Genomic DNA, 20,153 nt, shown 5'->3' on the forward strand with positions numbered 1-20,153 from the left:
ACCAGTTCCAGCAAACGGACCGCCCCCTACTCCCCCGTTTGGTCGCGCAGCCATCCAGCCGGATATATTGGACAGGAAATTTAGCGATGACGGTTTGGGGACCGTCAGGAAATGGGAGACACCTTGCCAGTGCATAAGGCCGTTGTGTCAGCGTCAGTCGGCTTGCATGCCCGTCCTGCCGCGATGTTCGTCAGGGCAGTGACCGAAACGGGACTTCCTGTCACCATCCGCAAGGCCGGCATCCAGGGTGTCGACGCCCGCTCCCTGCTGGAAGTCATGACTGCCGATTTCCCCTTCGGCTGCGAAGTAGAGCTTTCAGTCCCCGAGTGCGCCCTCAGCGGATCTGTCAGTCACCGCAACGCCGAGGCGGCCCTGCGGATGCTGGGAGAGCTCCTGGAGTCTCAGGGAGCCAGCTAGCCTCTCCCAGGGCGCATTACCCCGCGACTCCCCGCGCGAAATCGAACGGACAAGAACGACGTCGGGCCCCACCAGAAGGTGGGGCCCGACGTCGTCATTTGCAAAATCCCTGCTGAAGCTCAGCGGCTCCTAGTGGGCGTGGTCCCCACGGCTGTACTCGAAGACCCAACCCACGAGGGCTACGACTGCGAGGCCGGCTGCGATGAACAGGATCCACCAACCCACTGCGAGGCCCAGGAATCCGCCCGCACAAGCGAGGCCCAGGACCAGCGGCCACCAGCTCCAGGGGCTGAAGTGCCCCTGCTCGCCGGCGCCCTCGTGGATCTCGGCATCGTTGCGGTCCTCGGGACGCATCCCGACGCGCTTGCCGGTGAAGCCAAGGTATCCGCCGATCATCCCGGAAAGTCCACCCACCAGGAGGATCCCGAGGGTTCCCACCCACTCATGCCAGTTGGTCAGGAAACCGTAGACCAGGGAAACCGGTACGAAGAAGAAGACTCCGGCTCCAAATATCCATGATTCGATTTTCACTTGGCGGTGTCCTTCTGGTCGGCGTTACCGAGCACCGCTGCTGCGGCTGCAGGCGATTCAACGGTATGTACCTGCGAGAGCTCCGGGTGGTGGAGGTCCAGGGCGGGACGCTCTGAACGGATCCGGGGCAGCGAGGTGAAGTTGTGGCGCGGCGGCGGGCAGGAGGTAGCCCACTCAAGCGACGCTCCGAAGCCCCAAGGATCGTCCACCTCGACGCGCTCGGAGCTGCGCCAGGTGATGTAAACGTTCCAGAAGAACGGAATCAGGGACGCCCCCAGCAGGTACGAGCCTACAGTGGAGAACTGGTTCATCCAGGTGAAGTTGTCCTCCACCAGGTAGTCCGCGTAGCGGCGGGGCATGCCCTGCACGCCGAGCCAGTGCTGGATGAGGAACGTAGCGTGGAAACCCAGGAACAGCATCCAGAAGTGGATCTTACCGAGGCGCTCGTTGAGCATCTTTCCGGTCCACTTGGGCCACCAGAAGTAGAAGCCTGCAAACATCGCGAATACCACGGTGCCGAACACCACGTAATGGAAGTGCGCCACCACAAAGTAGGAATCAGAGACTTGGAAGTCCAACGGCGGCGAAGCCAGGATGATGCCGGTCAGGCCACCGAAGAGGAACGTGATGAGGAAGCCGAGGCTCCACAGCATCGGAGTCTCGAACGTCAGGGACCCCCGCCACATGGTGCCGATCCAGTTGAAGAACTTCACACCCGTCGGGACCGCAATGAGCATGGTCATGAAGGCGAAGAACGGCAGCAGCACCGAACCGGTCACGTACATGTGGTGTGCCCACACCGTGACGGACAGGGCTGCAATGGCAATGGTGGCGTAGACCAGGCCCTTGTAGCCGAAGATCGGCTTGCGGCTGAAGACCGGTAAGATCTCGGACACGATGCCGAAGAACGGCAGCGCAATGATGTACACCTCGGGGTGGCCGAAGAACCAGAACAGGTGCTGCCACAGGATGGCGCCGCCGTTCTCCGGATCGAAGATGTGGGCACCGAAGCGGCGGTCGGCGCCGAGCGCGAACAGTGCGGCAGCCAGCGGGGGGAAGGCCATCAGCACGAGGATGGACGTCACCAGGGCGTTCCATGTGAAGATGGGCATCCGCCACATGGTCATGCCCGGAGCGCGCATGCAGATGATGGTGGTGATGAAGTTGACCGCGCCCAGGATGGTGCCGAAGCCGGACAGCGCCAGGCCGAAGACCCACAGGTCACCGCCGATGCCAGGGCTGAACGTCGTGTTGGACAGCGGCGCGTAGGCGAACCAGCCGAACGACGCCGCACCTTGGGGGGTGATGAAGCCGGACACCGCGATGGTGGACCCGAAGAGGAAGAACCAGAAGGCCAGCGCGTTCAGTCGCGGGAAGGCGACGTCGGGGGCACCGATCTGCAGGGGCATGATGACGTTGGTGAAGCCGGCGAAAAGCGGGGTGGCGAACATCAGCAGCATCACGGTGCCGTGCATCGTGAACAGCTGGTTGTACTGCTCTTTGGTCTGCAGGATCTGCATGCCGGGTTCGAACAGTTCAGCTCGGATGAGCAGAGCCATGACGCCACCGAGGCAGAAGAACACAAACGATGCGATCAGGTACATGTACCCGATGGTCTTGTGGTCGGTGGAGGTGATCCAGTTGACGACGATGCGTCCCTTGGACCTAGGAACTACGGGAGCCTCTAGGGTTCCGGCAGGTGCGGTCTGGGTGTAAGTAGCCACGTCGCTCCCCTTACTTAATTTCGTTCAGGTTCGGGTTGCGGTCGTACTCTTCGCCGAGGAGTCCCGTGTTGCCATCTGCCTTGAGCTTGTCCATGTGAGCCTGGAATTCGGCTTCGGAGACAACCTTGACGCGGAACAGCATTTCGGAGTGGTACTCACCGCAGAGTTCGGCGCACTTGCCATCGTAGGTTCCCTCTTTGGTGGGGGTGAACCTGAGGTAGTTGGTCTTGCCCGGGATCATGTCGCGCTTCTGCAGGAAGGCTGGAACCCAGAAAGAGTGAATGACGTCGCGCGAGTTGAGTTCGAGGTCAACCGACTTGCCCACCGGCAGGTACAAAGTGGGAAGCTTTTCCTTGTCGATTTCGCCTCCTGTGAGGTTCGTCTGGACTCCCGCTTCGTAAACATCCTCAGAGACGACCTCGCCCGACTTGTAGTTGAAGTCCCAGGCCCACTGCTTGCCACGGACGTCAACAACGACGTCGGCCGGCTTGGAGCGGTCATCGATGGCCTGCTGGTCGCGGTCGGTGAAGTAGAAAAACACCAGGACCATGAACAGCGGGATGGTCAGGTAGAAGACCTCCAGCGGGAGGTTAAAGCTGGTCTGCCGCGGGAAACCCGTGGTGCCCTTGCGGCGGCGGTAGGCGACAAGGCACCAAACGATCAAGCCCCACGTGATGATGCCCACAACGAGGGCTGCAATCCATGAGTTGACCCAGAGGTCCATGATCCGGTCAGTGTGATTGGTGGTGCCACGCTCGGTGGGCAGCCACCCCTTCTCTACCTCTGGCGAACATCCAGTCAAAACCAACGCGCCGGCAACTGCCAAGCCTGAGATCGTAGTGATCGTTTTGCGTCGGCTGCCGGTTCGGTTCTGCGAACTCACAGACGGCCCTTCCTACTTGTTGCTGTTGCCCGGCCACCCAAGGGGCCGTCCGGGCACACTAAAAGTTTTACTACTCGGTGTAGAGCTTACCGCTCTGCCGGGCGTTTCGCCCACATGTCGGCGCCGTGCCTCCGTGCCGTTTTTGGCGGACGGAAAGCAGGCGCCGGCATCGGGCGAAAGAACCGGGTCAGTGGAACGAATCACCACAGGCGCAGGAGCCACCGGCGTTGGGGTTGTCGATGGTGAAGCCCTGCTTGGAGATGGTGTCCTCGAAGTCGATGCTGGCACCGCTGAGGTACGGCACGCTCATCTTGTCCACCACAACTTCGACGCCGTCATAGTCGCGGACGGCATCTCCATCGAGGAGGCGCTCGTCGAAGTACAGCTGGTAAATGAGGCCGGAGCAGCCGCCGGGCTGGACGGCAACGCGGAGGCGGAGATCGGTCCGGCCTTCCTGCTCCAGGAGGCTGCGCACCTTGCCTGCTGCGACGTCGGTCAGTTTGACCTCGTGTGCAGCCAGTTCATCGCTGGCAGCGCTGGTGGTCTCGGTGATGTTCTCGTTGGTTGCGGTGCTCATTTGGCCTACCTTAGGACGGTCCTGGCGGCCCCGCGTCAGCGGCGCCTGCCCCTACGGATACGGTACGGGCTATAGCTACATGCTACTTCGGTCAGCCCTGTAGCTCTAACTCCTGACGTAACCAAGCCTGTTCGCTGATTGTTCCCGATGGTGGAGGAATGCCGGCATCAGAGGGGCATGGGATTCAGGCCAGGCCTTCTGCGTTCAGCCGGGCGAGCAGCAGCGCCTCGGCGACCACAGCGTTCTTGAAATCACCAATGTGAAGGGACTCGTTGGCACTGTGGGCACGGGAATCGGGATCCTCAACACCGGTCACGAGGATCTGGACGTCCGGATAAACGTCCATCAGGTCCGCGATAAACGGAATTGACCCGCCGATCCCCATCTCCACCGCGGGAACACCCCAGGCCTCCCCCAGCGCCCACATTGCGAACTTCGCTGCCTTTGAGGATGTATCAGCGAGGAAAGACTTTCCGCTTTCCCCGGGAGTGAACACCACCTTTGCCCTAAAGGGCGCATTGGCCTGGACGTGGCGTTGAACGGCTTCCATCGCTGCCGCCGGATCCTGGCCGGGCGCCAGGCGCAGGCTGAACTTGGCACGCGCCCGCGGCAGGAGCGTGTTCGAGGCCACGTCCACGGCGGGCGCATCGAAGCCGATGATGGACAGCGCGGGCTTGGTCCACAGCCGTGCGGCGATGCTTCCCGTGCCGGCGAGCTGGACGCCGTCGAGAACTGAGGAATCCGCACGGTATTCCTCTTCGGTGAGCTCCACGCCGACGTTGTCATTTGATACGAGGCCTTCGATGGCCACGTTGCCGTCTGCGTCGTGCAGGGTAGCAATCAAACGGGACAGCAGGGTCGGCGCGTCCAGCACGGGACCGCCGAACATGCCCGAGTGGACAGCATGCTCCAGCACCTGAACTTCAATGGTTCCGTCCACAAGGCCGCGCAGGCTGGTGGTCAGGGCGGGAATGCCCACCTTCCAGTTGCTGGAGTCGGCCACCACGATCACATCGGCCCTCAGCAGTTCCCGGTGCGTTTCCAGGAACGAACGGAAGGTGGGAGAACCAGCTTCCTCTTCCCCTTCGAAAAAGAACGTCACGCCAAGGCCGAATTGCGTGCCCAGAACTTCGGTCGCTGCAGCATAGGCGGCCACATGGGCCATGATCCCGGCCTTGTCGTCAGCAGCGCCACGGCCGTACAACCTGCCGTCCCGTTCGACGGCGGCGAAAGGCTCCGTTTCCCACAGTGCCGGGTCCCCCGTCGGCTGGACGTCGTGGTGGGCGTACAGCAGAATGGTCGGCTTTCCTTCGGCCGCCTGTCGGCGTGCGACGACGGCAGGGCCGCCGGGGGTGCCGTCGTCCTTGTTACTGCGCAGGACATGGACATCCGCAACGCCGGCGGCACGCAACAGTTCCGCTACGGCCTGCGCGCTGGCTTCCAAGGGGGCAGGATCGAAACTCGGCCAGGCGATGCCGGGAATGGCCACAAGTTCCTTGAGCCGGTCGAGGGTTGTGTCGAAGGAACCTGCGACGGACAGCCTGAGTCTGTCCGCGTCGATGGCCGGGGCAGGGTGACCGGAGCCGGGGGTGTTGGCGTCGGACAGACTGGCTACTGGAGTGGGAGTCATGGCGATCACAATACCCGCGCCGAATCTCCTTGGGCCGCAAGGTATTCTGTTCACGTGTTCGGACGTAAAAAGGAAGCGCCAACGGCGCAGCAATCAATAGACCAGCAGGCCGCTGAAGCGGCAGCCCGGCAGGATGCCGCGTTGGGCAAGGGTGCGCCCACGCCCAAGCGCAAAGCCCAGGAAGCTGCCCGCAAACGGCCCCTGGTGCCGGAGGACCGCAAGGCGTCCAAGGCGGCTGAGCGCCAGGCCATCCAGGACCAGCGGACCAAAATGCGCCAGGCGCTCGATACAGGTGATGAGAAGTTCCTGCCCTTGCGCGACAAGGGTCCGCAGAAGCGTTATGCCCGCGACTACGTGGATGCGCGCTTCAGCCTGGGCGAATACCTCATGTTCGGCGCCCTGGTATTTGTCATCATTTCCCTCATTGTTCCGGCTTCCAGCGAGCAGATGGTTTATGTCCTGGGCGGTTTTTGGGTGATGTTCCTGGCCGTGTTTGTGGATGTGTTCATTCTGTCCAGGCAGCTCCGCAAGAAGCTGACCGAGAAGTTCGGCGGGGTTGAGCGTGGCACGGTTTGGTACGGCTCGATGCGGTCCCTGCAGTTCCGCAAGCTGCGCCTGCCCAAGCCGCTCGTGAAGCGCGGCCAATACCCGTCCTGACGTGCAGGCCGGGCCAGACCCGGCAGCACTCCTCCCTTAAACAACGAAAACCCCGGTGGTCCAACCACCGGGGTTTTGTTGTGTGAGTCAGCGGTTGCGTCGCGCTTTCGCCAGGTCGCGGTTGATCCGCGCCGCCCAGAACGGCCCCTCGTACAGGAAAGCCGTGTAGCCCTGGACCAGCGTGGCCCCGGCATCCAGACGGTCCTGGACGTCCTTCGCCGTCTCGACGCCGCCGACGGCCACCAGCGTGATCGCGCCCCCGGTGGCCTCCTTGAGCCGGCGAAGGACTTCCAAGGAACGCTGCTTCAGCGGTGCCCCGGACAGGCCCCCAGCGCCGCATTCGACCACTTTCGCAGCCGGCGACGCCAGCCCCTCGCGCCCGATCGTGGTGTTGGTGGCGATAATGCCGTCCAGCTTAAGGTCCAGGGCCAGCTTGGCGACGTCGTCGATGTCCTCATCGCTGAGGTCCGGTGCGATCTTGACCAGCAGCGGGACGTGCCGGCCTGCCGCCTTGTCCGCCTCGTCCCCCACCGCGGTCAGCAGCGGGCGGAGTGCCTGGACATCCTGGAGAAGGCGCAGCCCGGGCGTGTTGGGTGAGCTGACATTGACCACCAAGTAGTCCGCGGCCGGCGCCAGGCTCCGGGCGCTGATCAGGTAATCGGCCACGGCGTCGTCGAGTTCCACCACCTTGCTCTTGCCGATGTTCACCCCGATCACGGGGCGCACGTCGGGGTGCCTGCGCTGCAGGGCGGCGCGTGCCGCTTTGAGGCGCGGTTCGACGGCGGCCGCGCCATCGTTGTTGAACCCCATCCGGTTAATGACAGCCCGGTCCTCGATCAGCCTGAAAAGGCGCGGCTTCTCGTTGCCCGGCTGCGCCTGCCCGGTGATGGTCCCTACTTCGACATGGCCAAAGCCAAGTTCGGTGAGGGCCTCGATGCCGAATCCCTCCTTGTCGAACCCGGCTGCGAGACCGAACGGGGATGGGAAGGTCAGCCCAAAGGCAGAAGTCTGCAGTGAGGCCCCGGGTGCCGTGAACCGGTGCAGCAGCCGTCCTGCGCCGGAAGTATGGGCAAGTTTGATTCCCTTGAATCCGATCTTGTGGGCGCGTTCCGCGTCCATCCAAGAAAAGGCCAGCCTGAAGAATGTCGGATATACGCGCATGGCTCTAGTTTTCCGTCTCGGACGGTCCAGACCAAACCGGGCCGCCATACATGCGGCTCCGGCTAGCATAAAGCCATGAGGTGGCAGCCAGATATCCTCGGTGCTGGCTTCGAAGCCTGCACCTTCGAGGCCGGGGGCGAAGACGGCGTCCAGCGCACCGCCACGCTGGTGCGCTTCCGTCCGGCGAAGGAACCGGCAGCCACCCGCCGGCGCCGGACAGTGCTGTTCCTCCATGGTTGGAGCGACTACTTCTTCAATGTGGACCTGGCGCAGTTTTGGACACACAGCGGCTACGAGTTCTACGCCCTCGACATGCACAACCACGGCCGCAGCCTGCGCCCGGAAACGCCGGGCGGCTACGTGGCGAACCTGGCGGACTATGACGCCGAGATCGAAGCGGCCATCGCCATCATCCGGGCCGACACGCACACGCCGGAACTGGAAGCCAAAGCCTCCCTCACGCTGATGGGCCACTCCACCGGAGGCCTGGTGGCCGCCCTCTGGGTCAGCAACCACCCCGGAGCGGCCTCCCAGCTGGTGTTAAACAGCCCCTGGCTAGAGATGCACGGCAGCTCGCTGGTCCGCCGTGCTGCGTCCACGATGGTGGGACCCGTGGCGCGGTTCCGGCCGGAGGCTGTCCTGCGGCTGCCCGAGCGGGGGTTCTATTGGCGGACCATCAGCAGTTCAGCCGACGGCGAGTGGCCGCTTGACGACAGGTTCCGTCCGCCCATGGCATTTCCGCTCCGCGCAGGCTGGCTCAGCGCCATCCTGGCCGGCCACACCAAGGTGGCCCGTGGCCTGGACATCGACATACCCATCCTGGTGCTGCTGTCCCGGGGAAGCGCCACCGGGCCGTTCTGGTCCGAGGAAATGCGGCGTACCGACGCAGTACTGGACGTCAACATCATCGCCCTCCGCGCCCTGACACTGGGGCGCAGCGTCACGGTGGAACGGATAGACGGCGCGCTCCACGACGTCTTCCTCTCCCCTGCCAAAGTGCGGGCAGACGCCTATGCGCGGCTCGCCCGCTGGCTCCGGGGTTACGGTACGGCTGAACCCGGCGCGGCGTCGACGGCGCCGCCGTAGCGCCGGTCCCGCTGGGCGTAGATTTCGACGGCGTCCCACAGGGTCCGCCGGTCGACGTCGGGCCACAGCGTGTCCATAAAGACGAACTCGGCATATGCCGACTGCCAGAGTAGGAAATTGGAGAGCCGCTGCTCCCCCGAGCTCCGCAGGAACAGGTCCACGTCCGGCAGGTCCGGTTCGTCCAGGTACTTCTGGATGGTTTTCTCGGTGATGGCCCCGGGTTTGAGCCGGCCTGCGGCAACCTCGGCGGCGATAGCCGATACGGCGTCCGTGATTTCCGCCCGTCCGCCGTAATTAACACACATGTTCAACGTGCACGTGCTGTTGCCCGCGGTAAATTCCTCAGCCTCTTCCAGTTCGCGGATCACCGAGCCCCACAGCCTGGGACGCCGGCCGGACCACCGTACACGGACACCCCAGTCGTCCAGCTGGTTCCGCTGCCTTCGTAGCACATCCTTGTTAAAACCCATCAGGAAGCGGACTTCTTCGGGTGACCGGCGCCAGTTCTCGGTGGAAAACGCATAGACGCTCACGTATTCGATGCCTAGTTCGATAGCGCCCGCCATCACGTCCAGCAGCGCGGGCTCGCCGGCTTTGTGTCCCTCGATCCGCGGCAGGCCCCGCTGGTTGGCCCAACGGCCGTTGCCGTCCATCACAATAGCGACATGGCGGGGGACGAATTCGGCGGGGATCGCCGGGGCAACCGCGCCGGACGGGTGCGGATACGGTGCCACCACAGGGGTGGTCCGCTGCCGCGAAGGACTCTTCTTTTTTCCCAAGGCCACAGTCAGCCACGCTCCACATGTTTGAGGGATTTCAGGACACGTTCAAGGTGCCATTGCAGGTAGACGGCCACCAGCCCCGCAGCTTCCCGGCGATGCGGCACCTGCGAACCATCCGCCGTCGTCCAGTCCCCGGTCAGCAGGGCGCCCAAGAGAAAGACGGTTTCCGCCGCCGGCGCAGGCGAACCGGGTGGCCTGCAGTCAGCGCAGACCATGCCGCCGAGCGGAGCCGAAAACGCCGTATGGGGGCCGGGCCGGCCGCAGCGGGCGCAGTCGGTAAAACTCGGAGCCCAGCCGCCGGTGGCGAGGGCCCGCAGGAGATACGAATCGAGGATCAGCCCGGGCGCGTGCTCGGCCCGGGACAGCGAGGCCAGCGCCCCCACCAGCAGGTTGTACTGGGCGGTGCCGGCTTCGCCGTCGACGTCGGTCAGTTTTTCCGCAGTTTCGGTCATGGCAGCGGCAACCGTATAGCGGCCATAGTCTGCGGCGATGTTGCTGCCGTACGCGCCCTTGGCGACAGCCTGGGTGACGATGTCCAGTGTCTTTCCGGAGACCAACTGCAGGTCCGCAACCATAAACGGCTCCAGCCGGGCCCCAAACTTGCTGCTGGTCCGCCGCACTCCCTTGGCGACCGCGCGGATCTGGCCGTGGTGCTTGGTCAGCAGTGTGATGATGCGGTCAGCTTCGCCCAGCTTGTGGGTACGGAGCACCACGGCGTCATCCCGGTAGGACCGGGCAGCAAAGGATTGGTGGACCACGGTTAATCTTCGCACTGAGTTCCGGAAAGCCGGCAATGCCGGTGCGTTGCGCGCCGGGAATCCCGGCGCGCAACGTGTTCCGAATCAGGCGCGGGAATCCCGGATGGCACGGTTGACTGCGGAAATGACGGCCTTGAGCGAGGACATGCTGGTGTTGGCATCAATACCGACGCCCCACAGGACGCGCTCCCCTACGGCACACTCGACGTAGGCTGCGGCCATCGCGCTGCCGCCTTCCGAAAGGGCATGCTCGCTGTAGTCCAGCACCCGGACATCCACGCCGTCCTCGCGCAGGATGCTCAACAGGGCGGCGATGGGCCCGTTTCCGGTGCCCGTGCGACGGGCCTGGACACCATCAACGGTGAGCGAGGCGTGCAAGGTCATCCCGCCGTCGTCATCGGTTTCGGTGCTGACGGAACCAAGTGAGTAACGGCCCCACTGGCCCTCCGCCTGGCTGGAGGGCAGGTACTCGTCCTGGAAGTGCTGCCACAACTGGGCGCCACTGACTTCGCCGCCCACGGTATCGGTCTTCTTCTGGATCACGCCGGAGAATTCCATCTGGGCACGGCGGGGCAGGTCCAGGCTGTGTTCGTTCTTGAGCAGGTAGGCCACGCCACCCTTGCCGGACTGCGAGTTGACGCGGATGACGGCCTCGTAGCTGCGGCCCAGGTCCTTAGGGTCAACGGGCAGGTACGGGACCTGCCAGGTGAAGTCCGCGACGTCCTTGCCGGCGGCGGCGGCATCCTTCTCGAGCGCCTCGAAGCCCTTCTTGATGGCGTCCTGGTGCGAGCCTGAGAAAGCGGTGAAGACGAGGTCGCCGCCGTACGGGGAACGCTCGGCGACGGGGAGCTGGTTGCAGTACTCCACGGTGCGCCGGATCTCGTCGATGTCGGAGAAGTCGATCATGGGATCGATGCCCTGGACGAACATGTTCAGGCCCAGGGTGACGAGGTCCACGTTGCCGGTCCGCTCGCCGTTGCCGAACAGGCAGCCCTCAATCCGGTCCGCGCCGGCCAGGTACCCCAGTTCGGCGGCGGCCACGCCGGTGCCCCGGTCATTGTGCGGGTGCAGGGACAGGATGATGCCTTCCCGCGGGTGCAGGTTCCGGCTCATCCACTCAATGGAATCGGCGTAAACGTTCGGAGTGGCCATTTCCACCGTGGCGGGCAGGTTGATGATGACCTGGCTGTCGGCGGATGCTTCGAAGACGTCGGCGATGGCGTTGCAGACCCTGACGGCGTAGTCCAGTTCGGTTCCGGTGAACGACTCCGGCGAGTATTCATAGGTGATGTGCGTGTCCACGAGGGTTTCCTCGTACTTCTTGCACAGCCGGGCGCCCTGGAGCGCGATGTCGAGGATGCCGTCCTGATCCTGGTTGAACACCACGCGGCGCTGCAGGACGGACGTTGAGTTGTACAGGTGGACGATCGCCTGCTTGGCGCCGACCAAGGACTCATAGGTCCGTTCGATCAGGTGCTCGCGTGCCTGGGTGAGGACCTGGATGGTGACGTCGTCCGGGATGTGGTTTCCGACGATGAGCTGACGGACAAAGTCGAAATCGGTCTGCGAAGCAGACGGGAAGCCGACTTCAATTTCCTTGTAGCCCATGCGGACCAGCAGATCGAACATCTTCATTTTGCGGGCGGGGCTCATCGGGTCGATCAGCGCCTGGTTGCCGTCCCGCAGGTCCACGGCGCACCAGCGCGGGGCCTTGGCGATGACCTTGTCCGGCCACGTGCGGTCAGGCAGTTCAACGGTGATCTGATCCTGGAACGGCGTGTAGCGGTGGACGGGCATTCCGGAGGGCTTCTGTGCGTTTCGCATTACTATCGGGGCCTTTTCTGTGGTTCAAATCTGAAAGGGTGGCCGGGCAACACAAACTCCGCGACGAGGATAGGCCTTGCGCTAGATCGCGTCTGAGGCCTCGCCGCGGCAGCTAAGAAGGAGGAGCTCTGCGCGCACCATTTGAGGGTAGCACGCGTGCGTAAGATGAGAGGGCGCCACCGTCCTTATCGTCCAACATGCAGACGCCGCGCCGGTGCCAGCGCCGGCCGCGGCACGTCACACGAAGGAGCATCTGTGCCCATCTCGGGGATCGATCTGTCCAACATTGACCACACCGTCAGGCCGCAGGATGACCTGTACCAGCACGTGAACGGGTCCTGGCTCAAGGCCACGGAAATTCCGGATGACCGGCCACTCGAAGGAACCTTCACCGCGCTGCGCGACGGAGCGGAGATCGCGGTCCGGGACATCATCGAGGAAGCAGCCGCCAAGGGTGAAGCCGCCAGCGGGATAGAACGTAAGGTGGGCGAGCTCTACAACAGCTTCATGGACGAAGCCACTGTGGAGGCCAAAGGCATGGAGCCCATCCGCCGGCGGCTTGCCGAGGTTTTTGCCACAACCACGGTTGCCGATCTCGTAGCCCTGGCCGGGCGGCTGTTCCGGTCAGACGTGTCCGGGCTCTTCTACATCTACCCGGCTCCGGACGCTGGCAACCCGGACCGCATCCTGCTCTACACCGGCCAGGGCGGCCTGGGACTGCCGGACGAGTCCTACTACCGGGAAGAGAAGTTCGCCCCCATGGTCAAGGCCTATGGCGAGCATGTCAGGACCATGTTCACGCTGGCCGGAGTGGCCGATCCGGAGCCTGCGGCCGCACGCGTCGTTGCCCTCGAAACCAGCCTCGCATCCCACCACTGGGACAACGTCACCCTGCGCGACCCGCAGAAGACCTATAACCTCAAGTCCGCTGAGGAAGCAGCCGTGCTGTTCCCGCTCCTTAACACGTGGTTCGAAGCAGCCGGGATCGACGCCGACAAGCGCAGCGAGATCGTAGTCAGCACCCCGGACTTCTTCAGTGGGGCCGCCGGCCTCCTGAAGTCCGAACCGCTCTCCGTCTGGCAGGAGTGGCTGGCCCTGCGCGTCGTCAACAGCGCTGCGCCCTACCTGTCCTCCGAGTTCGTGGATGCCAACTTTGCCTTCTACGGAACAACCATCAGCGGCACGCCCCGGAACAAGGACCGCTGGAAGCGGGCCGTCGCCGTCGTGGAAGCCGCACTCGGTGAGGCCGTTGGGCAGATCTACGTCTCGAAGCACTTCCCCGAAACCCACAAAGCCCGCATGCAGACCCTGGTGGCCAACCTGATCGAGGCCTACCGGCAGTCCATCACCAGTCTTGCCTGGATGGGTGAGGAAACAAAGGCCGAGGCGCTGCGGAAACTGGAGGCCTTCCGCGCCAAGATCGGCTACCCCGACAAGTGGATCGATTACTCCGCTGTGGAAATCGACCCGCTGGACCTTCTGGGGAACGTTGAGCGGGCCCACAATGCCGACGTCGACCGCCACCTGGATGAGGTGGGCAAACCGGTGGACCTCAACAAGTGGCTCATGACACCGCAGACGGTCAACGCGTACTACCATCCGATGCTGAACGAGATCGTCTTCCCGGCCGCTATCCTGCAGCCACCGTTCTTCACAGCCGACGCCGACGACGCCGTTAACTACGGTGGCATCGGAGCGGTGATTGGCCACGAGATCGGCCACGGTTTTGATGACCAGGGGTCGCAGTTCGACGGCGGCGGCGCCCTGCGGAACTGGTGGACCGAGGATGACCGGAAGGCCTTTGAGGAACTCACGGCCAAGCTGGTGGCACAGTACGACGCGTTGTCGCCGTATGCCGCGCCAGGGCACAACGTCAACGGCAAGCTGACGCTCGGGGAAAACATCGGCGACCTGGGTGGCCTGACCATCGCGTACAAGGCCTACCTCCTCAGCCTCGACGGCAGGGAACCCGAGGTGCTGGACGGGCTGACGGGGCAGCAGCGGTTCTTCGCGTCCTGGGCGGCCGGCTGGCGGCAGGTGATCCGGTCGGAAGAGGCCATCAGGAGGCTCGCGACGGATCCCCACTCCCCCAACGAGTTCAGGACCAACGCCATCGCCAAGAACCTGGACGCGTTCCACGAGGCCTTTGGCGTGACCGACCAGGATGGCATGTGGATGCCGCAGGACGCTCGCGTCAGTATCTGGTAATCACCCTCCAGGACACACAAGCGGCGGGGCCGTCTGGCCCCGCCTCTTGTGTGTCTACTGTGGTGCTGTCTTCTGTGGTGCGGCCGTCAGTCCTGGACGATCAGCACAGGGTTGGCCTGCTGGCACACGGTATCGCCGGCTGTCTGGTTGACGATGTCCTCGGGCAGGGCGCCACCAGCACCGGCTCCGTAGGTTGCCCCGGTGGTGAAGTCAGTTCCAAGGTAGACCTGGACTCCCGCGACGCGAGGTGCCAGCTGGACCTGCGCGGCCGGGATCCCCAGCAGCGCAGCCACGTCAGCTGCGACGTCGGCGAATTCCGTACCGTAGTAGACGACGCTCTGCGCCACCGCCGTGGCTTCAAACGGCCCGGATTGGGTGAAGCCACCGTTGATCAACGCCTGCACGATTTCCTGGGCGCGTCCCGGGACGCCGCTGCCGTTGGCCACGGTGACTGGTTGCAGCGCCTTGTCATACGGCGGCACCGCCGGGGCTGTTTCTGTTGGGGTGGCTGTTGTTTCCGTCGGCGCCGGGGACGGCGTGGTGGGTGCTGTCGGATCCGTGAGGTCCACGTCCTCGCGGAGGGCCGCAAAGAGCTGGGACCCTGCGGGCTCGGCAATCTGCAGGCGGTTGATGTCCGTGACTGCCGGCGTGGTGGGCACGGCCACAAACGCCACCTTGCTGATATCGATGTCCTTGAGCCGGCTACCGATACTCACGAGCGACGGCACGGAGGCCAGCCCCTCATCCACCGTGAGGTTCTTGGTCACAACATCGGCAATGGTCAGCATCTTAGAGGGGTCAGACAGTGTGCCGTCGTCCTTGATCTTGCGCGTGAGGGAGGACAGGAATCCCTGCTGTGCCCTGATCCGGCCCAGGTCGCCGCCGTCAGCAAAGGCATGACGGGTCCGCAGGAAGGCAAGAGCCATTTCGCCCTGAACAGCGGAGGTTCCCTTCGGCAGGCGCAGCCGGGAGTCAGGATCATAGACCGCGTCACTGATGCACACGTCAACGCCGCCCACCGTGTTGGAGAGTTCCTTCACTGCGGTGAAGTCCGCCATCATGAAGTGATCGATCTCCATGCCAGTCAACTTGTTGACAGTGTCTACGGCGCAGCCGATGCCGGCTTCATTCATGGCCTCGTTGATCATGACACCGCTGCGGGAAGGATACGTCCGCTTGGTCTTCTGGTCGGTGCACTCCGGAATATCGACCAGCAGGTCCCGGGGGAAGCTGATGACGCTGACGCGCTTGTTGTCGGCCGATACGTCCATCAGCATCATGACGTCGGATTTGCCGTAACCTGTTGAGTCCTCCACGGCGCCGTACTCCGCGTTGGCGCCGTCCCTGGTATCAGAGCCAAGGATCAGGATCTGCATCCGGTCCGATTTGTCGTCCGATGGGTTCGCCGCGCCACCGGCGTTCAGCGGTGCCGTGGTGATGTTCGACTGAAACCGCAAATACCAGTAGCCTGCGAAGCCAAGACCGCCGACCATCAGGATGGTGACCACCGCAGTGGTCACCTTCAGCCAGGCCGGCATCCGGCTCCGGGATCCGAGATGCCGGGCAACGCCGACGGCGGTGGCATCAGCGTGGCGGGACACCGGACCGGTCCCGGCTGACGCGTCAGCTCCGTACTCGCGATTGTCGCGGCCTCGCCCCATGTGTGGTGTACCTTCCTCGAAAAAATTGAATCCGGCCTATTTTAGTTGCCCAGTCTGGGAACTTCCCGACGACCGGCCGGGTAAAGCGAAAGGGGCAGCGTCAGAAGCCGAGCTTGACCAGCTGCTTCGGGTCGCGCTGCCAGTCCTTGGCCACCTTCACATGCAGGTCAAGGTAGATGCGGGCACCGAGCAGCGCCTCGATCCCCTTGCGTGCGTTGGTGCCGACTTCCCGGAGCCGTGCACCGCCCTTGCCGATGATGATGGCTTTCTGGGACGAACGTTCCACATAGAGATTAACCCGGACGTCGAGGAAGGGTCTGTCTTCGGGCCGGCCCTCACGCGGAACAATCTCATCGACGACGACGGCTAGGGAGTGGGGCAGTTCGTCGCGGACGCCTTCGAGGGCAGCTTCCCGGATGAGCTCGGCGATCATCACGGCTTCGGGCTCGTCCGTCAGGTGACCGTCCGGATAAAGGGGCGGCGACGCCGGCATGTGGCTGATCAGGACGTCTGCGAGGGTGTCCACCTGGAAGCCGTCGGTGGCGGAGACCGGGACGATGTCCTTCCAGCCGTCCTCGCCGATGACATCACGGCCCAGCGCTGCGACGGCGAGCAACTGCTCGGTGAGCGCCTGCCGGTCCACTGTGTCCGCCTTGGTGACGATCGCGATGACCGGCTTGTTGCCGATGGCGGCGAGCTGGGCGGCGATGTACTTGTCGCCCGGGCCGATTTTCTCGTTGGCGGGCAGGCAAAAGCCGATCGCGTCCACTTCGGCGAGGGTGTCGGCAACGAGTTCGTTCAGCCGCTTTCCCAGCAGAGTGCGGGGGCGGTGCAGGCCCGGGGTATCCACCAGGATCAGCTGGGCGTCATCGCGGTGCACGATCCCCCGGATGGTGTGGCGCGTGGTCTGCGGCTTGGCGGAGGTGATCGCCACCTTCTGGCCCACCAGTGCGTTCGTCAGGGTTGATTTTCCTGCGTTAGGCCGCCCCACGAGGACCGCAAAGCCTGCCCTGTAGCCGCCGAAGTCTTTTGCGGCCGAATCCGGGTTGGCCGGACGATTACTTTTCTTGCTCACGTGGAACTCCCTGCTGGGTTGCTTTCGCCTCGTCGAGGAGGTCTTCAAGGTCAGTGTCTGCTTTTGGTACTGCTGAGGCAATGATGTGGCTGACGCGGTTGCGGCGGCCCTCGAGCCGTTCGGCGAGCAGCGAAATGCCGCCCACCACCACGCGGCTGCCCACAATGGGAACGCGGCCCAGGGCCTTGGCCAGCAGCCCGCCCACAGTGTCAACCTCGTCGTCGTCGAGCTCTATGTCGAACAGTTCGCCGAGGTCGTCGATGCTCATCCGGGCGCTCACCCGGTAGGAACCGCCGCCCAGGGCCACGGCCTCGGCGCTTTCGGTGTCATACTCGTCCACGATTTCGCCGACAATTTCCTCGATGAGGTCCTCGAGGGTGACAAGGCCGGCCGTGCCGCCGTATTCGTCGATCACGATGGCAACGTGTGTTGACTCCTTCTGCAGTTCCCGCAGCAGATCGCTCACCGGCTTGGACTCCGGGACGTACCGGACCTCGCGGGCCAGGGCTTCGACCGGGGGCTGTTCGTCGTCGGGTCCGAGCTCATGGAGCGTCGCCGCAACGTCCTTGAGGTACACGATTCCGAGGATCTGGTCCGTGTTGTCGCGGATCACCGGGATCCGTGAATAGCCCGACCGCAGGAACATTGACATGGCCCGCCTGAGGCTGGAGCCGGCGTCGATGCTGAGGATATCCGTCCGGGGCACCATCACGGCGCGCACCAGGGTGTCCCCGAAGTCAAAGACTGATTGGATCATTTCAGCTTCGGTGTCTTCGATCATGTCCGATTCGGATGCTCGGTCCACGAGTTCCCGGAATTCCTGTTCGCTGAAGAACGCGTCATCACCCGCCGGAGCGCCGGGGGCGGCGGCACTGCCCAGCGCCACGAGCCACCCCGGGATGGGTCCGAGGACCCACGTCAGGTACCTGATCAGCGGTGCTGTGGAGCGGACGACTGCGCCCGAATGGAGCCTGCCGAGCTGCCGCGGGGAAACGCCGACGATGACGAAGCCGAGCAGGGCCATGATCCCGGTGGCGGCCAGCCCGGCCAGCCAGACGTTGTCCAGCAGGCTGTGGAGCAGGACGGCCACCGCTACGGCTGAAGCCATCTCGAACCAGACCCGCCAGAACCGCAAGGCCCGGATGTGCGCCACCGGCTGGGCCAGGATGCGCTTCATGGCGTTTCCGCGGCTTTTCAGCAGAGCGTCTTCGGCGTCATGCCTGGAAAGGAACGTGAATGCGGCCTCGGCTGCGGTCAAGAGTGCTGCGGTACCGAGGAACGCCAGGGCCATGCCGACAAGGAGCAGGGGCGTCACTGCGTGGTCTCGGCAGGTGCTTCTTTGCCGGTGAAGCCCGAAAGCAGCTGGCGCTGGAGGCCGAACATCTCTTCCTTTTCCTCGGGCTCTGCATGGTCATAGCCGAGCAGGTGGAGGATCCCGTGCGTAGTCAGGAGCAACATTTCATCCTGCAGGGAGTGCCCGGCGTTGACGGCCTGCACCTGCGCCACCTGGGGGCACACGGCAATGTCACCCAGCATCCCTTGCGGGGTGGGCCGGTCCGGTGTACCGGGGGTCAGTTCGTCCATGGGGACCGAGAGCACGTCTGTGGATCCCGGCTCGTCCATAAGCTCGATGTGGAGCTTTTCCATGGCTGGTTCATCTACCAGGAGGATGGAGAGTTCAGCCTGCGGGTGGATATACAGCTGTTCGAAAACGTACCGGGACAGTGACACAAGCTCCGCTTCATCAACCTGGATGCCGGATTCGTTGTTTACCTCAATGCTCACGCGTTTTCCCCCCGCTTTTCCCGGCTCACCGAGTGTTTCACTTTGTTCCGCTGGAGATCGTCCCAGAGACTGTAGGCACGCACGATGTCACCCACAAGACGGTGGCGGACCACGTCAGTGGAGTCCAGGACGGTGAAGTTCACGTCCTCGATTCCCTGCAGGATCTCCTCCACGATCCGAAGACCTGAGCGTGTGTCGAAGGGAAGGTCCACCTGGGTGACGTCTCCGGTGACCACCATTTTGGACCCGAAGCCCAAACGCGTAAGAAACATCTTCATCTGTGCCGGTGTGGTGTTCTGCGCTTCGTCCAGGATGATGAAGGCGTCGTTGAGCGTGCGCCCCCGCATGTAAGCCAGCGGCGCCACTTCGATGGTCCCGGCGGCCATCAGGCGCGGGATGGCCTCGGGGTCCATCATGTCGTGCAACGCGTCGTACAGCGGGCGCAGGTAGGGATCGATCTTGTCGCTCAGGGTGCCCGGCAGGAATCCCAGCCGTTCGCCGGCCTCGACTGCGGGCCGGGTCAGGATAATGCGGCTGACTTCCTTCTGCTGCAGCGCCTGGACAGCCTTGGCCATCGCGAGGTACGTCTTGCCCGTACCTGCAGGGCCAATCCCGAAGATCACCGTGTTCGCGTCAATCGCGTCCACGTAGTTCTTCTGGTTCAGGGTCTTGGGCCGAATGGTCTTCCCCCGGCTGGAGAGGATGTCATGGGTGAGGACGTCCACAGGGTTCTGTAATGACTGGCTGCGGAGCAACGAGACGAGCTGCTGCAACACCGCGGGGCTGATGACTGTGCCACGGGCCACGAGACCGCGAACTTCATGCAGCAGCCGCATGATGCGGGGAACTTCGTTGGCAGGGCCGCTCATGGACAGTTCGTTTCCACGGACGTGGAAGTTGACGGACGGGAACTGCTCTTCGATGTAACGCAAGGCCTCATCATGGCTGCCGAGCGATTGGACCATCTGATCGGAGTTGTCAAAGAGAACCACCTCCGTCCGAACACCGGGAAGTGAATGGGGGAATTCTCCGGCGGCGCGTTCAGTATTGAGCCGGCGCTTTCCGTTCGCTGATTCAGTCATGGTGCTGGCCCGCAGGCCCGTGGTCCCCTCCAGTTCGAAAATTAAGTGCGCCGGCTGCTGCGTGGGGGCTGTTGCCGAGCACGCAGGAGCCAGCGGAGTCCTTCCATCTTACGCCAGGAGGCACCTCCCGGCAGCGTCAGGCGGTCTCCGGCGAGGGTGCCCGTCACCGGCTTACTGCGGGACGGTTGGCGTCATTAGGTATCAACTTCATATCGGGCTCATATCGTTCCCGTTGCAGTTGGGCCGGCAGCCCGGATTCGGTCCTTTTGGCGGAGCCGGCTATGCGATGCTGGAAATCACAGCCGTCCGGGG

18 protein-coding genes are annotated in these 20,153 nt (G+C 63.8%); 4 read left to right on the plus strand and 14 right to left on the minus strand.

From position 1 onward, the window contains the following. Positions 1–123 precede the first annotated feature (123 nt). Positions 124–417, plus strand: a complete 294-nt coding sequence (locus ACVWY0_RS09735) for an HPr family phosphocarrier protein (RefSeq protein WP_252607973.1) — start codon at positions 124–126, stop codon at positions 415–417. Positions 418–546: 129 nt separating this feature from the next. On the opposite strand, the gene ACVWY0_RS09740 is transcribed toward ACVWY0_RS09735, so the two are convergent. The 5 genes from ACVWY0_RS09740 to ACVWY0_RS09760 all read right to left on the minus strand — a co-directional run bounded on the left by ACVWY0_RS09740 (position 547) and on the right by ACVWY0_RS09760 (position 5,762). Further along, positions 547–948 (minus strand): cytochrome c oxidase subunit 4, encoded by a 402-nt coding sequence (locus ACVWY0_RS09740; protein WP_056340077.1) that lies wholly within the window; start codon positions 946–948, stop codon positions 547–549. Continuing rightward, positions 945–2,672 carry an aa3-type cytochrome oxidase subunit I gene (gene ctaD / locus ACVWY0_RS09745; RefSeq protein ID WP_252598854.1) on the minus strand — a complete coding sequence of 576 codons (1,728 nt, stop codon included), beginning with the start codon at positions 2,670–2,672 and terminating at the stop codon, positions 945–947. Before ctaD ends, ACVWY0_RS09740 begins: the two co-directional genes overlap by 4 nt. Before the next feature lie 10 nt (positions 2,673–2,682). Next, positions 2,683–3,555 (minus strand): aa3-type cytochrome oxidase subunit II, encoded by an 873-nt coding sequence (gene ctaC, locus ACVWY0_RS09750; RefSeq protein ID WP_485836524.1) that lies wholly within the window; start codon positions 3,553–3,555, stop codon positions 2,683–2,685. Between the two features lie 187 nt (positions 3,556–3,742). Continuing rightward, a complete protein-coding gene (locus ACVWY0_RS09755; RefSeq protein WP_056340087.1) occupies positions 3,743–4,132 on the minus strand; it encodes a HesB/IscA family protein in 390 nt (129 codons plus the stop codon). A gap of 184 nt (positions 4,133–4,316) precedes the next feature. Beyond that, positions 4,317–5,762, minus strand: a complete 1,446-nt coding sequence (locus tag ACVWY0_RS09760; protein WP_485836525.1) for a M20/M25/M40 family metallo-hydrolase — start codon at positions 5,760–5,762, stop codon at positions 4,317–4,319. Positions 5,763–5,816: 54 nt separating this feature from the next. On the opposite strand from ACVWY0_RS09760, the gene ACVWY0_RS09765 reads away from it, so the two are divergent. Further along, complete coding sequence (locus ACVWY0_RS09765) at positions 5,817–6,419, plus strand: DUF3043 domain-containing protein (protein WP_058932432.1); 603 nt, start codon at positions 5,817–5,819, stop codon at positions 6,417–6,419. An 87-nt stretch (positions 6,420–6,506) separates the two neighbouring features. Here the strand turns inward: ACVWY0_RS09765 and ACVWY0_RS09770 are convergent, their stop codons facing one another. After that, positions 6,507–7,580, minus strand: coding sequence for a quinone-dependent dihydroorotate dehydrogenase (locus ACVWY0_RS09770; protein ID WP_485836526.1), 1,074 nt, complete (start codon positions 7,578–7,580; stop codon positions 6,507–6,509). Between the two features lie 75 nt (positions 7,581–7,655). On the opposite strand from ACVWY0_RS09770, the gene ACVWY0_RS09775 reads away from it, so the two are divergent. Further along, complete coding sequence (locus ACVWY0_RS09775; RefSeq protein ID WP_485836527.1) at positions 7,656–8,666, plus strand: alpha/beta hydrolase; 1,011 nt, start codon at positions 7,656–7,658, stop codon at positions 8,664–8,666. Here ACVWY0_RS09775 and ACVWY0_RS09780 read toward each other — a convergent pair. The 3 genes from ACVWY0_RS09780 to leuA all read right to left on the minus strand — a co-directional run bounded on the left by ACVWY0_RS09780 (position 8,621) and on the right by leuA (position 12,030). After that, positions 8,621–9,451, minus strand: a complete 831-nt coding sequence (locus ACVWY0_RS09780) for an isoprenyl transferase (RefSeq protein ID WP_485836528.1) — start codon at positions 9,449–9,451, stop codon at positions 8,621–8,623. The genes ACVWY0_RS09775 and ACVWY0_RS09780 overlap by 46 nt on opposite strands. 2 nt (positions 9,452–9,453) lie before the next feature. Further along, positions 9,454–10,206, minus strand: coding sequence for a DNA repair protein RecO (gene recO, locus ACVWY0_RS09785; RefSeq protein WP_485836529.1), 753 nt, complete (start codon positions 10,204–10,206; stop codon positions 9,454–9,456). A gap of 84 nt (positions 10,207–10,290) precedes the next feature. Beyond that, a complete protein-coding gene (leuA, locus tag ACVWY0_RS09790; protein ID WP_485836530.1) occupies positions 10,291–12,030 on the minus strand; it encodes a 2-isopropylmalate synthase in 1,740 nt (579 codons plus the stop codon). A gap of 255 nt (positions 12,031–12,285) precedes the next feature. Between leuA and ACVWY0_RS09795 the strand changes: the two genes are divergently transcribed. Then, complete coding sequence (locus ACVWY0_RS09795; protein WP_485836531.1) at positions 12,286–14,238, plus strand: M13 family metallopeptidase; 1,953 nt, start codon at positions 12,286–12,288, stop codon at positions 14,236–14,238. Between the two features lie 86 nt (positions 14,239–14,324). On the opposite strand, the gene ACVWY0_RS09800 is transcribed toward ACVWY0_RS09795, so the two are convergent. From ACVWY0_RS09800 to ACVWY0_RS09820, 5 genes are all read right to left on the minus strand, one after another. Beyond that, on the minus strand, positions 14,325–15,899 hold the full coding sequence (locus ACVWY0_RS09800) for an LCP family protein (protein ID WP_485836532.1): 1,575 nt from the start codon (positions 15,897–15,899) through the stop codon (positions 14,325–14,327). Between the two features lie 100 nt (positions 15,900–15,999). After that, positions 16,000–16,974, minus strand: coding sequence for a GTPase Era (era, locus tag ACVWY0_RS09805; protein WP_056340115.1), 975 nt, complete (start codon positions 16,972–16,974; stop codon positions 16,000–16,002). Continuing rightward, positions 16,958–18,289: a hemolysin family protein gene (locus ACVWY0_RS09810; RefSeq protein ID WP_485836533.1), complete on the minus strand. Its 1,332-nt coding sequence runs from the start codon at positions 18,287–18,289 to the stop codon at positions 16,958–16,960. The genes era and ACVWY0_RS09810 overlap by 17 nt, the downstream gene beginning before the upstream one ends. Continuing rightward, the gene (gene ybeY / locus ACVWY0_RS09815; protein ID WP_160671087.1) at positions 18,286–18,759 is read right to left on the minus strand and encodes an rRNA maturation RNase YbeY; all 474 of its coding nucleotides are present in this window, start codon (positions 18,757–18,759) and stop codon (positions 18,286–18,288) included. The genes ACVWY0_RS09810 and ybeY overlap by 4 nt, the downstream gene beginning before the upstream one ends. Then, positions 18,756–19,841, minus strand: a complete 1,086-nt coding sequence (locus ACVWY0_RS09820) for a PhoH family protein (RefSeq protein WP_485836534.1) — start codon at positions 19,839–19,841, stop codon at positions 18,756–18,758. Before ACVWY0_RS09820 ends, ybeY begins: the two co-directional genes overlap by 4 nt. Positions 19,842–20,153: the final 312 nt, after the last annotated feature.

It is taken from the genome of Arthrobacter sp. UYNi723, from assembly GCF_054057635.1.

Coding starts and splice junctions, on each gene's coding strand:
- ACVWY0_RS09755 (WP_056340087.1), bottom strand. CDS start 4,132: ATGAGCACCGCAACCAACGAGAACATCACCGAGACCACCAGCGCTGCC.
- ACVWY0_RS09760 (WP_485836525.1), bottom strand. CDS start 5,762: ATGACTCCCACTCCAGTAGCCAGTCTGTCCGACGCCAACACCCCCGGC.
- ACVWY0_RS09770 (WP_485836526.1), bottom strand. CDS start 7,580: ATGCGCGTATATCCGACATTCTTCAGGCTGGCCTTTTCTTGGATGGAC.
- ACVWY0_RS09775 (WP_485836527.1), top strand. CDS start 7,656: ATGAGGTGGCAGCCAGATATCCTCGGTGCTGGCTTCGAAGCCTGCACC.
- leuA (WP_485836530.1), bottom strand. CDS start 12,030: ATGCGAAACGCACAGAAGCCCTCCGGAATGCCCGTCCACCGCTACACG.
- ACVWY0_RS09800 (WP_485836532.1), bottom strand. CDS start 15,899: ATGGGGCGAGGCCGCGACAATCGCGAGTACGGAGCTGACGCGTCAGCC.
- ACVWY0_RS09820 (WP_485836534.1), bottom strand. CDS start 19,841: ATGACTGAATCAGCGAACGGAAAGCGCCGGCTCAATACTGAACGCGCC.